The sequence below is a fragment of the Streptomyces sp. NPDC002742 genome (assembly GCF_042888885.1).
Taxonomy (GTDB): domain Bacteria; phylum Actinomycetota; class Actinomycetes; order Streptomycetales; family Streptomycetaceae; genus Streptomyces.
Genome location: NZ_JBIAQF010000005.1, coordinates 203,653 through 217,125, shown reverse-complemented (window position 1 = coordinate 217,125; position 13,473 = coordinate 203,653). Strand labels below are relative to the sequence as shown.

The following is a 13,473-nucleotide window of genomic DNA, read 5'->3' as shown; positions in this document are numbered from 1 at the left end:
GGGCCTGTGGACCGGCCGCCTACCGGGGGGGCTACTCCGTGTCGGTCAGGAGTTCGTCCGCGTCCAGGATCCGGTACGCGTAGCCCTGTTCCGCCAGGAAGCGCTGGCGGTGGGCGGCGAAGTCCTGGTCGATCGTGTCGCGGGCGACCACCGAGTAGAAGTGGGCCTGGTGGCCGTCGGCCTTCGGGCGCAGCACGCGGCCCAGGCGCTGGGCCTCCTCCTGGCGGGAGCCGAAGGTGCCCGAGACCTGGATGGCCACCGTGGCCTCCGGCAGGTCGATGGAGAAGTTGGCGACCTTCGACACGACGAGCACGCTGATCTCGCCCTCCCGGAAGGCGTCGAACAGCTTCTCCCGCTGGGCGTTGCTGGTCTCGCCCTTGATGACGGGCGCGTTCAGATGCTCGCCCAGCTCGTCGAGCTGGTCGATGTACTGGCCGATCACGAGGATCTGCTGACCCGCGAACCTGCGGACCAGCGCCTCGGTGACCTTCCGCTTGGTCGCGGTCGTCGCGCAGAAGCGGTACTTCTCCTCCGCCTCGGCGGTGGCGTACGCGATCCGCTCCGAGTCGGTGAGGTTCACCCGCACCTCGACACAGTCGGCGGGCGCGATGTAGCCCTGTGCCTCGATCTCCTTCCAGGGCGCGTCGAACCGCTTGGGCCCGATGAGCGAGAAGACGTCCGACTCGCGCCCGTCCTCGCGTACGAGCGTGGCGGTCAGCCCCAGCCGGCGCCGGGCCTGGAGGTCGGCGGTGAACTTGAAGACGGGAGCGGGCAGCAGATGGACCTCGTCGTAGAGGATGAGGCCCCAGTCGCGGGAGTCGAAGAGTTCGAGGTGCGGGTAGACGCCCTTCCGCCGGGTCGTCAGCACCTGGTAGGTGGCGATCGTGACCGGGCGGATCTCCTTGCGCGTGCCGCTGTACTCGCCGATCTCCTCCTCGGTCAGAGAGGTCCGCTTCACCAGCTCGTGCTTCCACTGCCGGGCGGAGACGGTGTTCGTGACGAGGATGAGGGTGGTCGCCTTGGCCTGCGCCATGGCACCGGCCCCGACGAGCGTCTTGCCCGCGCCGCAGGGCAGCACGACCACACCGGACCCGCCGTGCCAGAAGTTCTCCACGGCCTGGCGCTGGTAGGGCCGCAGCGCCCAGCCGTTCTCGTCGAGTTCGATGGCGTGCGCCTCGCCGTCGACGTACCCGGCGAGGTCCTCGGCCGGCCAGCCCAGCTTCAGCAGGGTCTGCTTGATCTGGCCGCGCTCGGAGGGGTGCACGGCCACGGTGTCGGCGTCGATGCGGTTGCCGACGAGCGGGGCGACGCGCTTGGAGCGCAGCACTTCTTCGAGGACGGGCCGGTCGGTGGTGGTGAGGACGAGTCCGTGGGCCGGATGCTTGCTCAGCGTGAGCCGGCCGTAGCGGTCCATCGTCTCGGCGATGTCCACGAGCAGCGCGTGCGGGACGGGATAACGGCTGAACTCCACCAGCGCGTCCACGACCTGCTCGGCGTCGTGCCCGGCGGCCCGCGCGTTCCACAGGCCGAGCGGCGTCACCCGGTAGGTGTGGATGTGCTCGGGCGCCCGCTCCAGCTCGGCGAAGGGGGCGATGACCCGACGGCAGGCGTCGGCCAGCTCGTGATCGACTTCGAGCAGAAGCGTTTTGTCGGACTGGACGATGAGCGGTCCGTTCACACGCGTCCCTTTCTGCGTGGCGGCACCCGGCGCGGATGCTCGGCCAAACGTCCAGTGTGCCCTATCGGCGGGTGATCACGGCTGGTCGTCGGCCAGCTCCGCGACCCCCGTGACCCGGTGCAGCGGATAGGTGCGGACCTCGTCCGCCGTGTGGTCGTACGCCGTGACGAAGCCGCCCTCGACCCGGATGGGGGCGATGACGCGCTGGCTGGCGGCGCCCTCGGCGTTCACGTAGCCGATCCACACCGCCTCGCCCGTCATGACGGCGGCCTGCATGGTCGCGAGGGTCTCGGCGGAGCTGGTGCGGGGCAGCCCGCCGTCCACGGGACGGCCGGCGGCCGGGTCCTCCTTGCGCGGGGCGGTGGAGGCGAGGTCCCCGGCCCGGATCGCGCGGACCGCGGCGCCGAGGAGGGTGGCGTCCGGGACCGGCGGACCGTCCGGGACGGGCTCCGGGGCGGTGCGCGGCGGGGTGCGGTGGGCGTGCGCCCGGCTGATCAGGACGTCGCCCTCCGCCGACTCGGCGGCCGGCGCGAAACCCATCGACCTGAGGCCGGTGAGCAGGCCCGCCGGATCGGTCTGCCCGGCCAGCACCGTCGGCGCGATCCGCCGCAGCCCGAACTCCTGCGACCGCTTGTCGGCGAGGATCTCGTTGAGCACCGCCTCGTCGTCGCAGCGGACGTACGCCGACGCCGCCCCGATCCGCAGATGACCGTGCCGCCGCGCCATGTCGTCGATCAGGTAGGCCAGCGGCTGCGGGACCGGCGTACGGGAGTGGGCGGCGAGGAAGGCGTGCAGGTCGGACGCCGAACGGCCCGCGTCGAGCGCCCGGCGCACCGAGCCCGGGGTGAAGCGGTAGACCGTGGCCCCGCCCTTGGACTCGACGTCCGCGAGCACCCCGAGGGTGTCGGCCAGCGGGCGTTCCAGGGGACCGGGCGCGACCGCCGTGAGGTCCGCCTGCAGCAGGACGTGGTCGAGCGGCTCGGGCAGCAGCGGAGCCAGGAGCCTGGCGGCTCTGGTCGCCGCCGCGGCCCGCTCGGCGGGGGAGTGCGGCACGGGGGCGGTCACGGGGTGGTGCCGCTTGTGGGCGGGGAGCTTGTCACCCGGGCCGGACGGCTCCGCCCCCTCCGCCCCCTTCGCGCCCGCCGTCGACGGCAGACCCAGCAGTGCCCGCCCCTGCGCGGACAGCGCGCCCCGGCCGGTCACCCCGAGCAGCTCCGACTCGGACAGCGTCCAGTGGGCCAGCCTGGCGCGCAGCTCGTCCGGCGAGGGACGGGCACCGCGCGTGGGCCGTTCCCAGTACAGCCGGGCGAGGAGGGAGTCAGTGGCGGGTGAGGAGCCCTCGGGAAGTTCGGCGAGCAGGGCGAGGACGCGGTGGCGGACCTCGGGCGCCGCGGAACGGTCGAGGCCGGGGCCGAGCGCCGAGAGCGTGCGGTCCTTCGCGTCCCGTCCGCCGACCAGACCGGCGGTGCGGGTCGCCGTGAGCCACGCCGAGGCGAGCCGCGCCCAGCGTTCCGCGGCGGGCAGCTCCAGCCACGCGTCGTAGGCCGGCGTGGCCGCGTACCGCTCCTCCGCCTCACCGTCCGACGCCAGCAGGCCCGCCCCGTAGGCGAGTTCCACCCAGAACGCGGCGACCGGCTCGGAGACGTCCAGCGCCACCGCCGTCCGCTTCAGGTCCCGCATGCTCAGGCCGCCCGCGCGCAGCACCGCGGGACCGCCCTCGTGCCAGTCCTTCAGCAGCTCCTCTACGGTCGCCAGCGTGGTGTACGCCTGGCCGGCCGCGGCGGCGTCCACAACCTGTGGACGGTGGGGCGTCGCGGCCTCGACCGCGGGCGCCACCGGCTCCGTCACCCGGTGCGCGCGTCCCGCCCGCATGTGCAGGGCGACCTCCCGGGGCAGAACGACCGTGCCCGGCCCCGTCGGCAGCAACAGGCCCCGCCCGATCAGCCAGCGCAGATGCGCCGCGGGTTCGGCCGTCACCTGCCCGTACGGCGGCCCCCACACCAGCCGGGACAGCACCTCGATCGCCTCGGCGGGCGCCTCGTCGAGCAGCGCCGACATCCGGCTCCGGTCGCTGAACAGGGCGCTCAGCGACGCCACCGCCGACACGGAGTCATGGGTGGAGGTCAGCCCCGCCGTGGCCACGATCTCCTGGATGCGCCCCGGCGACATGCCCGCCGTGGCCTCGCCGACCGTCGGCCCGAGCCCCGTCGGGGACGGGTGCTGCGGCGACGGCGCGAGCAGTTCCCGCGCCGTCCGCATGAGCCGCAGGCGGTCGTCGCCGCCCCACAGGAGCGCCTGCTCGCGAAGCGTGCCGAGCGCGTGCGGGAAGGCCGCCGTGACCGTGGGGTCGTTGTCGTCGCCCGCCAGCAGCCCGAGCAGTTCGTCGTACGTCGCCGGCTCCCGCGCCACCGCCAGCGCCTCCGCCGTCTGCAGCGTGAAACGGTCCAGACGCTCCAGGGCGCGGACGACCGACGCCCGGGTGCCCGCCCGGGTGGCCAGCTGGGTGAGATCGGTGGGGACGGGGGTGATCAGGTCCGGCCGGGACCGCAGGAGGGCGGACAGCGAGGCGTCGTCCCGCGCGCGGAGGGCTTCCGCCAGGGACCGCGGGGCGGTCGTCTCGGGGCTCATCCTGTCAACGGTAGCGGGTACCGCGCCCCAGGGGCACGGCCCCCGTCCCGTGGGTCGTTCAGCGGCAGCGCGGACGCCCCCGGCCCGCCCGCGTGGGGGGGGGGGGGGCGCCCCCCCCCCGGGCCCCCCCCCCCCCCGCCACGGTTTTGACCACCGTCCGCAGCGGAGCGTTCATCGAGCACACGGCTGCGTTCAAGCGTGCCGGGTGCTGTCTACCGTGCTGTCATGCCGAACCGCAGCCCGTTGGCGGCAAGCCCGCCTGTTCCCGGCGCGTAGGTGGTGACGGGTTGCGCGGTGCCGCCGGTCGCATTCGCCCATGGCATCGCGTACAGGGCGCCATTGGCGCCGGGGCCGTAGGGCATTCCGATGTACAGGTGGGTCGGAGTGCCGTACAGGCTGGTGCCCACGTTCTGCGCGGCACCCGGGGTGCCAGGCATACCGGTGGCGTTACCGGCCTCGATCCACCGGTCGTTGTCGCCCGGCGCGCCGATCAGGGGGAAGACACTTACCGCGCCCGCGTCGGCGATCGTTCCGATGTCCTCGCCCGGCACTCCGACGGCCATCAGCAGGCTGGAGGCGGTGCTGGGCTGCTCGGGTGCCAGGTTGGTGACGGAGACCTGGGCGCCCATGCGGTCACCGGCTTCGGGTGCGCCGGTAATGGCGTCGGGGGTCTGCTCGTAGTCGGCGTCGACCTCTTGAACCACGGGGTTGCGGTCCTTCATCACGCTGACCACGACAACGCGTCCGGCATCCGCCTTGGTGGCGCCTGCGTAGGTGATGTCCTCGCCGGGGACGCCGATGGCGATGTAGGAGCCCTGCAAGGTGAACGGGCCCATGGCGATCGTGCCTTCCGCGGCCGAGACCGCGGCACCGAACTGGTCCCCCGCCTCGGCCTCTCCGGATTCAAGCATCGGGTCCGTCTGACGGACGGACCCCACGTGAGTGGGGACACCGCTGCTGTTCAGGTCGTGGCTCATCACCTCGACCGCGCCCGAGACCACCTCGGCAGCGTTGGGGCCGCTCGGATAGGGAACGACTCCCTCGCCCGGAATGCCCACGACCAGATGTTCGGGTGTTCCAGCGACGGAAGAGCCGAACTTGTCGCCCGCCTCGAGTGTGTCGGCCACGCCTGACTTCCCCTGGATCAGCACTCGATCGGTGGTGCCGCGCAGATAGTAGGCGTCGCCGGCGTCGGTTTTGCCGTCGATGTCCTCACCCGGGACTCCGATGAGGAGGTAGGGCTCTTGGGCGGTGGTGAGGCCGGCGGCGACGGCGGTTCCCATGCGGTCCCCGGTTTCGGGTACCCCGGCCAGGATGTCGCCCGAACCTGTGCCCTCTTCGAGGTGGAGTGTGGCCTTGCCCGCGGCGAGGCCGGCGGGCGATCCGTAGATGACGTCGACGGTGCCGGCGTCGACCGCGGAGCCGATGTCTTCGCGGGAGGTGGCGACCACCAGGTCGGTGCAGCCGTCCTTGTCGTAATCGACGGTGGCCAGCGCGTCACCGAAGTAGTCGTTCGCCTCGGCGTCGCCGGGAACCGCGGGCAGGTCCTGGTTGAGTTCGAGGGTGCCCTTGCCGTCGCCGTAGACGACGCGCACCAGGCCGGCCTTGGCGTCACCGCCGACGGTGGCCTCGGGGTCGGCGATGGCGATGTCCTCGACCCGGTCGCCGTTGAAGTCGGTGATGTTGCCGTGTCCTTGGCCGAGCGCCTTGGCGAGGTCGATGCGCGGTGTAGTGGCGCCGGTATAGGTGATGGGCTTCCCGGTGGTCTTCAGCAGCGACTCAAGGCCCGCGAGGCTCTTCTCGGGAAAAGCCTGCCGCAGTACCGCGAGGGCGCCCGCCACGTGCGGGGCGGCCATGGACGTGCCGCTCTTCGAGGCGTATCCGCCGCCGGGGACGGAGGAGACGATGCTGGTGCCGGGTGCGAAGAGGTCCAGCAGTGGTCCCCGGTTGGTGAACGAGGACAGCTCGTCGTCGTCGGTGGTGGAGCCGACCGCGATGGCGGAGGGGACACAGGCGGGCGCGCTGACCGCGTCGGTGTATCCGTTGTTCCCGGCCGCGATCACGGTGGCGACTCCGGCGGCAAAGAGGCTGTCGATGGCGAATGTGTGGGGGGAGTTGTCACAGGCTGTGGTGTACCGGCCGGTGCCGAGGCTGAGGTTCGCGGCGATGACAGGGGTACCGGATTGCTTCAGCTGCAGGACCTTCTCCAGTCCTGCGAGCTGGGCGCTGGTGAAGCTGCCGACGCACGGCGTTGCCTCGGGGCTGCCGCAGAAGTCCTCGGAGTTGAACTGACTGAAGACCTGGATGGCGACGATGCCGGCACCGGGAGCGACGCCGCGAGCGGGGGCTCCGCTGATGCCCTCCCCGTTGCCTGCGGCGATGCCGGCCACGTGGGTGCCGTGGTCGCATTCGGCGATGGCCGCGCACGGCCCGGTCTCGGAGTCGGCCGAGCCGGTGCCCTCCTGCTCCTCGGTGCCGTTGGGGCACAGGCTGGTGGCGGAGTAGTCAGGATCGATGGGCGAGAAGCACGCCTCGGCGACGATCCGGTCCTTGAGGAAGGGGTGATGGGTGGCAACCCCCGTGTCCAGGACGGCGATTGCGCTGCCCGTACCGGTGAAACCCGCCGCGGCGGGCGAGGTTCCGCCGATGAGGGGGATGCTCTGATCCAGTGAGGGCGGTACCGGAGTGTCCTCGGTGACGCTGACCACACCCGGCTGGGCCGCCAACTTCTCCAGGCCGGCCTCGTCGACCTTCAGGGTGACGACCGGCAGTGTCCTGAAGGACTGCATCATCGTGCCGATGGCAGCCGCGCCGGGCAGATCTGTGCGGCTCTTCGTGACGACGTTGACGCGAACGGTACCGCCACCGGCGGTCTCGTCGTACAGCGGCGCGGCGACGGGGTCGTCCGTCGTTTCCGCCGCTGCGGTGGTGCCGAGTGCTGCGGCGGCGTGGGCAGGAACGGTGCCGATGGTCACGGTCATCACCACGGTGATGACCGCTGCCCATATCGGTCTCTTCACTGTTGCTCCAACGAGGAACGGGCATGGCTCAGCCCGAAGGGAGGTATGTGGAAGGCAGGCGTGGGCGGACCGGATGGCCGATGTTCTGCCACCCGGCCCGCCCATGCTCTGGTGCGTGCTCCGTCAGGTAGTCCTGATGGGGCTCAGTGTGTGGCGTTGGCGCCGTTCTTCGGATTGCCCTTCAGGCCCACGGCCTTGTAGTAGACGTACGCGACGGAGTAGCAGCGCGGCCTCGACAGGATGAAGTAGTGGTTGCAGCTGTACTTCGTCATCGTCGTGTAGAAGGCGTTGTCGACGTTCGACTTCTTGCTGCGGTCGAGGTAGTACTTGTAGCCCTTGTACGTGTTGCCGATCAGGCCGTAGCCGTAGTCGTGCATGTCGCACGCGCTCCGGAAGCTGTAGCCGAGCGGACTGTTGATGTTGGGACCCGGAGTGCTGCAGCCGTCGTTGTTGATGCCCACGACGTAGTTACCGGTCGGCGTCTTCTTCCAGACCGGCTTGTGCCACCCGTAGTGCGCCGCCCATGCCGCGCAACCGCTCTCCAGGTACCACAGCCAGTCCGTCGCGCGGTTGCAGTGGCGAGGGTAGGCCTCCGGGTCGGAGATCTCCCCGTCCGAGAAGTCCGTCGCCGGCGGGGCGGTGGCGGCATCGTTGGTGATGTCCGGCGCACCCGTGATGGGCGACTCGGCGGTCGGCCTCGCGGGGCCGTCCGGCTCGACGTTCGGGGCGGCCGAATCGCCGGGGAACGACAGGTCCCAGTTGCCGTTGGACGGCGAAGTGACGTCGGAGACACGCCCGGTGGAGTCGTAGGCGTAAGAGGAGACCGGCTCGGTGCCCTCGGTCGGGTTCGCCACCGAACGCAGCAGACCTGAGGTGTCGTAGGAGTACCGCGCGAGCGTCTGCGTCGTGGCACCGGTGGTGACGGTGATCTCCTTGACGCGACCCGCGAACTCACCGGGAGTCGAGCTCGTGGCTGTCGTGGCGGTCGAGTACTTGACCACCAGCGACTGCTCGGGGGCTTCCCCGGAGGCAGCCTCCTTGAGGGTGGAGAGCCGGCCCAGGGCGTCGTAGCCGGCGGTGGAGAGGTTGCCTTCGGCCACGTTGCCGACCCCGGTGACGCGCCAGGCGTCGGCGCCCGGAGCGGCCTGCTTCCAGGTGTAGGTGGGGGTCAGGATGTCGATGCCGATGGGAGCGTCGGCGTCGGTGTCGGCGGACTGGTCCGCGTCCGCGGCCGACGCGGCCATGTTGAGGGTCTCGACCACGGTGGAGACCATGGTCCCCGTCGCCTCGTCGAACTTGGTGGTCTCGGTGAGCTTGTCGCCCTCGGTGGTCGCGTACTTCTTGACGCCGCCACCGCTCGGGTAGTCGATGCTGCTCTTCAGGGCGTAGGTGATCGGGACGTTCGAGTTGAGGTCGCTGACGACGACGGAGTTGGCCGTCTCCTCCAGCTTCCGGTTGAGCTGGCCCCCCACGAACTCGGCTTCCCAGCCCGGGCCGAACACACCCATTTCCGGGCGGGACGCGGGTGCGGACTCCGGCCTGGCGACACCGCCCGTCTGGGTGACGGTGTGGCTGCGGCTCATGAGGCCTTCTGCCACGTCTGTTTCGTAGATCTCGAAGGAATTGTCCGCGGTCGAGTACTGGCCGGGACCGACCTGCTGGATTTCACCGTCCGCCGGCGGCGGATCGGCGACTGCGGCCGCTGCGGCGGGCGCCGCGGCGGGCGATGCACCCGCGGGTGCCGCCCCGGCTATTTCCTGTGCGAACAGCAAAGACAAGGATAATGCGGCAAATACGGGCAGCGCGCTTCTGCGCACGAGTCCCCCCTCGTGTTTGAATGTGATTGATCCTTTAAGGAACGGTGCGGACAGTAGATCAAGTCTGATCGTCTGCACAACCCCTTAAAGTGGAGGGTGTTCACCCGTTTTCGTGCGGCAGGACAAACCTGCCGACGACTCTCACCGGTACCCATGGATATGAGTACGCGTACTCATGCGGGATGCGGGGCGACGGCCGGAAACTACGCGCATGACACGTATCCCCGCCGCCGTCGGCGCTTTAGGCCACCCCGGACGCATCCTCGCGACTGCCACTCTCGCCGCCCTGGTGCTCACCGGCTGCGGAGCCGACGAGTCGAGTGGCGGGGGGGCGCGGGGCGGCAGCGCCGGCTCCAAGGCGAGTGCCACATCGCTGTCGCCCGAGCAGGCGGCTTTCGCGGCCATGCTCGACAAGTTCGCGCAGCGGTGTTCCCCGGCGGACGGGGCGGCGTCGGGACCGGCTGACGAGAAGTCGGCCGGTCCGGAAGGGAAGCAAAGCCTCGACCCTGGAGAGGTACCCCCGACCGGCCTGCCGACCGGCCTGGAGTCGGCCGGTCCGGAAGGGAAACAAAGCCTCGACCCTGGAGAGACCCCGCCGGCCGACCCGGTCGTGCCCGACGCCCCGACAGGGCCCGAGGCGGAGTTGAACGCCCGCGACTGGTGCGCGAGCGGACACCATCAACAGCGCATCATCGAAGCCCTGCAGGCTGTCCCGGACCCCACCCCCGCCAAGGTCCGCAAAACCCTGAACGGCCTCGGCTACATCGACGAACGCATCCACGGCCTCGAGCAGGACGGCAAGGCCACGCGCTTCTACCTCGACCTGCGTGAGAACGGCGGCCAACTCTGCGAGGCAGGTCTGGCGATGGGCGCGGAAACGGAGGTGACCGCATGCACGGCCCCCGCCACCGGAGTATTCGAAGTCGAGAAGACGGAGGAGTAACTCCAATGAGGCCGTTTCATCCCTGGAGGCCGTTTTCACCTAATTTACATCGCCGTGCACGCCTCAAGGACGCGTTCGCACCTTTCGCGTATCCGGTCAGTGTGGGGCACAGTGAGGGGAACCGTCGATATGCGCATCCCTTCGAATGAGACAGACTTCAAGGGGTGAGGCTGGCGATACGGTCCTTTGTCGCGCCCTGTCGGTCATGTTGACGCAATGAAGTCCCAGGAGTTGCACTTCGGCGCCGGAATGAATTGCGACCAAATTGACTTCGCCAATGCAAACGATCCCTGAAGGGTCGTTTCTTTCCGATGATTCATCTCTGGACGTTGTTTTCATCCGGGGTGTCGGGTCGCGCCGGGAAATGGTTGCTTCACCGGTGAGGCGGCGGGCCATGAGGTCGGTCATGGCGAGGTGGACAAGGGACTCGGAGCGGGCCGGGAAGGTCTCGTGGCAACGGGCCGGGCGGCGGTGCGGCATCAGCCGTCCGCAGGTCTGCTCCACTGCCCGGCGTCCGGAGGACGTCGTACGGCTGCCCGAGCCCCGGGCGGGTCGCTCCCGGACACGGAAAAGCCGGTACCTTCGTCACCGCGGGGTATCCAACGCACCGGCCCCGGAGGGGACTTCGTGGGGATCGAGAGCGACCAGCTGGTCTTCGACTATCTGAGCCGGGTCGGCGACCTGGCCCAGCAGCGGCAGTTGCCGTCGGGCACCCGGATGCGCCTGGTCTCGGAGCTGCGGGGCGAGATCGACCGCCGCCGGGCGAAGACCACCGTCGACAGCCCCGCCGCCGTCCGCCGCATCCTCGACCGCCTCGGCAGCCCCGAAGAGATCGTCGCGGCGGCCGGACGGGGCACGGACGGCAGCGGCGCCGGAGCCGGTACGCGGACCTGGGCCGCCGTGCCCGCCCAGCGCGCCGCCGCCGAACCGGAGGAGCGCCCCAAGGGACTGCGCCGCGTCGTCCCCCGCCCCCGGCCCGCGCGGGAGCGGTCCGCCGGGAGCGCCGGGGCCGACACGCCCTCCCCGCCCCACCTGGCGAGCGCGCACGAACTGGGCGACAGCCTGACCCGGCCGGACTGGTGGCGCTCGACCGACAGCCCCTTCGGGCTCGGCGACAGCGTGCCGGGGTTCGTCGGCGGGGTGGAGATCCCCGAGCTGCTCAGGCCTCCCCCGGGGGACAAGGACCGCGAAGCCGAGGAGGAGGCGAACCCGGCCAAGGACCCGGTGGCGGCACCGGGCCCCGAGGACGAACCGGCCGCCGAGGCCGCCGCCAGGCGCCGCTTCCCCCGCCGCCTCCCGCGCCTGAGCGGTTACACCAACCCGCTGCTCCTGCTCGCCGCCGCCCTCCTCGTCGCCGGTGCCGTCCTCGGCAACTGGTTCGCGCTCGGCCTCGGCTGGCTGATCGCCTACGGCTCGCGCCGGCTGAGCCCCGCGGAATCGAAGTGGGCCGTCCTCGTCCTGCCGGGCCTGTCCGCCACGGCCGGCGTCGTCTGGCTCTGGGGCCGTACGAACGGCCGCTGGGGCACCCCGATCGCCGAGGGCCACATGAACGACGCGATGGCCCAGACCTGGCCCTGGGTCGTCCGCGGCGCGGCGGTCGCCTCGGCCCTGTACCTGGTCTGGCGCTCCCAGCGCGGACGCTGAAGCCCCGCGCGACCGCTGACGCTCAGGGGGCTGCCGACGCTCAGCGCCGCCGCTGACGCCCGGTGCTCGAAAGGGCAAAGGCATGGACCGGAGCCCCGGAGAATACCTGGGCCGTGCACCCGTTCCCCTGGGCACAATGACCCATATGACTTCCACCGCGCTGACCGTCGGCTTCGACCTCGATATGACCCTGATCGACTCCCGTCCCGGGATCCACGCCTGCTACGAGGCGATGTCGGCGCGGACCGGGACGTACATCGACTCGGATCTCGTGGTCACGCGGCTCGGTCCACCGCTGGAGGAGGAACTCGCCAACTGGTTCCCGGCCGGGGAGGTCCAGGCGATGGCCGACCTCTACCGCGGGATGTACCCCACGCACGCGATCACCGGCACGCTCGCGATGCCCGGCGCGCGCGAGGCCGTCGCGGCGGTGCGCGCGGCGGGCGGTCGCACGGTCGTCGTCACCGCGAAGTGGGAGCCCAACGCCAGGCTGCACCTGGACCACCTGGGCATCGACGCGGACGAACTCGTCGGGAACCTGTGGGCCGAGCAGAAGGCGGTGGCGCTGCGCGAGCACGGCGCGAGCGTCTACGTCGGCGACCACACCGGCGACGTACGCGGCGCGCACACGGCGCGGGCGTACGCCGTGGCGGTGGCGACCGGGCCGTGCGACGCCGAGGAACTGCGCGCGGCGGGAGCGGATGTCGTCCTCGGCGATCTCACGGAGTTCCCGGCGTGGCTGGAGAACCACCGCTGATGGTCCGCCGGGGGCACGCCGAGGGCACGGCGGAGCCGCGACCGGTCCACCGGAACGGCCGCGTCAGGAACGCGTCGGCAACCCCCGCCGTCAGGAACGCGTCGGAAACGGCCGCCGTCAGGAACGGGCGGCGCGGGCCCGGCGGCGTCCCTGCGCGGCGGACTGGAGCACACCCGCGGCGGCCAGCAGGAATCCGATGCCCATGAGCATGCTCAAGCCGAACATGTAGAACGGAAAAGGTTTCGTGCCGAGCAGCAGCGGTGCCACGGTGACCAGTGTGGCCAACGCTCCGATGAAGAACACGATGGCACCGGCACGGATCAGCCGGTCACCGGCTTCGGGGGAATTCGTTTGGGTTTTGTCACGCACCGGACCAGGGTAGTTCCCTGCGCGAAGGAACAATCCAGCGACGTCTTGTCACGAGCCGACGGACCATTAGCCTTGGTACCGGCGGGTCGGCTGACCCGCTCTAGTGCTATCCAGAGGCGTTTTACGGGCAGTTGCCCCCGCGGCCGCCCGAGCCGTTCCAGAGAAGTTTCCGACGAGTACGAGGACGAGGACAGACGTGCCCACCGGCAAAGTCAAGTGGTTCAATTCCGAGAAGGGCTTCGGCTTTCTCTCCCGTGACGACGGCGGCGACGTCTTCGTCCATTCCTCGGTCCTGCCCGCCGGAGTGGACGCCCTCAAGCCCGGCCAGCGTGTCGAGTTCGGCGTCGTCGCCGGTCAGCGCGGCGATCAGGCGCTCTCGGTGACCCTTCTGGAGCCGGCCCCCTCGGTCGCGGCGGCCCAGCGCCGCAAGCCGGACGAACTGGCCTCCATCGTCCAGGACCTGACGACCCTCCTCGAGAACATCACGCCTTCCCTGGAGAAGGGCCGCTACCCCGACAAGGCCTCCGGCAAGAAGATCGCGGGCCTGCTGCGCGCGGTCGCCGACCAGCTCGACGTATGACCAGCCGTGAGCGCCCCCCGGCCAGGGGCTGAGGAGA

The 13,473-nt window shown here is 70.8% G+C and carries 9 protein-coding genes; 4 read left to right on the top strand and 5 right to left on the bottom strand.

Translation table 11 applies throughout. The features are described from left to right. Positions 1–31 precede the first annotated feature (31 nt). The 4 genes from ACFYW8_RS10330 to ACFYW8_RS10315 all read right to left on the bottom strand — a co-directional run bounded on the left by ACFYW8_RS10330 (position 32) and on the right by ACFYW8_RS10315 (position 9,098). Positions 32–1,678, bottom strand: coding sequence for a DNA repair helicase XPB (locus ACFYW8_RS10330; RefSeq protein ID WP_389070199.1), 1,647 nt, complete (start codon positions 1,676–1,678; stop codon positions 32–34). 75 nt (positions 1,679–1,753) lie between these two features. Next, a complete protein-coding gene (locus ACFYW8_RS10325; RefSeq protein ID WP_389070194.1) occupies positions 1,754–4,306 on the bottom strand; it encodes a helicase-associated domain-containing protein in 2,553 nt (850 codons plus the stop codon). Between the two features lie 212 nt (positions 4,307–4,518). Continuing rightward, positions 4,519–7,326, bottom strand: coding sequence for a S8 family serine peptidase (locus ACFYW8_RS10320; RefSeq protein ID WP_389070190.1), 2,808 nt, complete (start codon positions 7,324–7,326; stop codon positions 4,519–4,521). Between the two features lie 143 nt (positions 7,327–7,469). Continuing rightward, on the bottom strand, positions 7,470–9,098 hold the full coding sequence (locus ACFYW8_RS10315; protein WP_389070185.1) for a phospholipase A2: 1,629 nt from the start codon (positions 9,096–9,098) through the stop codon (positions 7,470–7,472). A gap of 256 nt (positions 9,099–9,354) precedes the next feature. On the opposite strand from ACFYW8_RS10315, the gene ACFYW8_RS10310 reads away from it, so the two are divergent. From ACFYW8_RS10310 to ACFYW8_RS10300, 3 genes are all read left to right on the top strand, one after another. Beyond that, a complete protein-coding gene (locus ACFYW8_RS10310; protein ID WP_389070182.1) occupies positions 9,355–10,086 on the top strand; it encodes a hypothetical protein in 732 nt (243 codons plus the stop codon). Between the two features lie 627 nt (positions 10,087–10,713). After that, the gene (locus ACFYW8_RS10305; protein WP_389070178.1) at positions 10,714–11,730 is read left to right on the top strand and encodes a hypothetical protein; all 1,017 of its coding nucleotides are present in this window, start codon (positions 10,714–10,716) and stop codon (positions 11,728–11,730) included. Between the two features lie 145 nt (positions 11,731–11,875). Then, on the top strand, positions 11,876–12,487 hold the full coding sequence (locus ACFYW8_RS10300; protein ID WP_389070174.1) for an HAD family hydrolase: 612 nt from the start codon (positions 11,876–11,878) through the stop codon (positions 12,485–12,487). A 117-nt stretch (positions 12,488–12,604) separates the two neighbouring features. On the opposite strand, the gene ACFYW8_RS10295 is transcribed toward ACFYW8_RS10300, so the two are convergent. Beyond that, on the bottom strand, positions 12,605–12,856 hold the full coding sequence (locus tag ACFYW8_RS10295; protein ID WP_365871480.1) for a hypothetical protein: 252 nt from the start codon (positions 12,854–12,856) through the stop codon (positions 12,605–12,607). 196 nt (positions 12,857–13,052) lie between these two features. Here ACFYW8_RS10295 and ACFYW8_RS10290 point away from each other — a divergent pair, with 196 nt between their 5' ends. Next, positions 13,053–13,436: a cold-shock protein gene (locus tag ACFYW8_RS10290; RefSeq protein WP_328554862.1), complete on the top strand. Its 384-nt coding sequence runs from the start codon at positions 13,053–13,055 to the stop codon at positions 13,434–13,436. Positions 13,437–13,473: the final 37 nt, after the last annotated feature.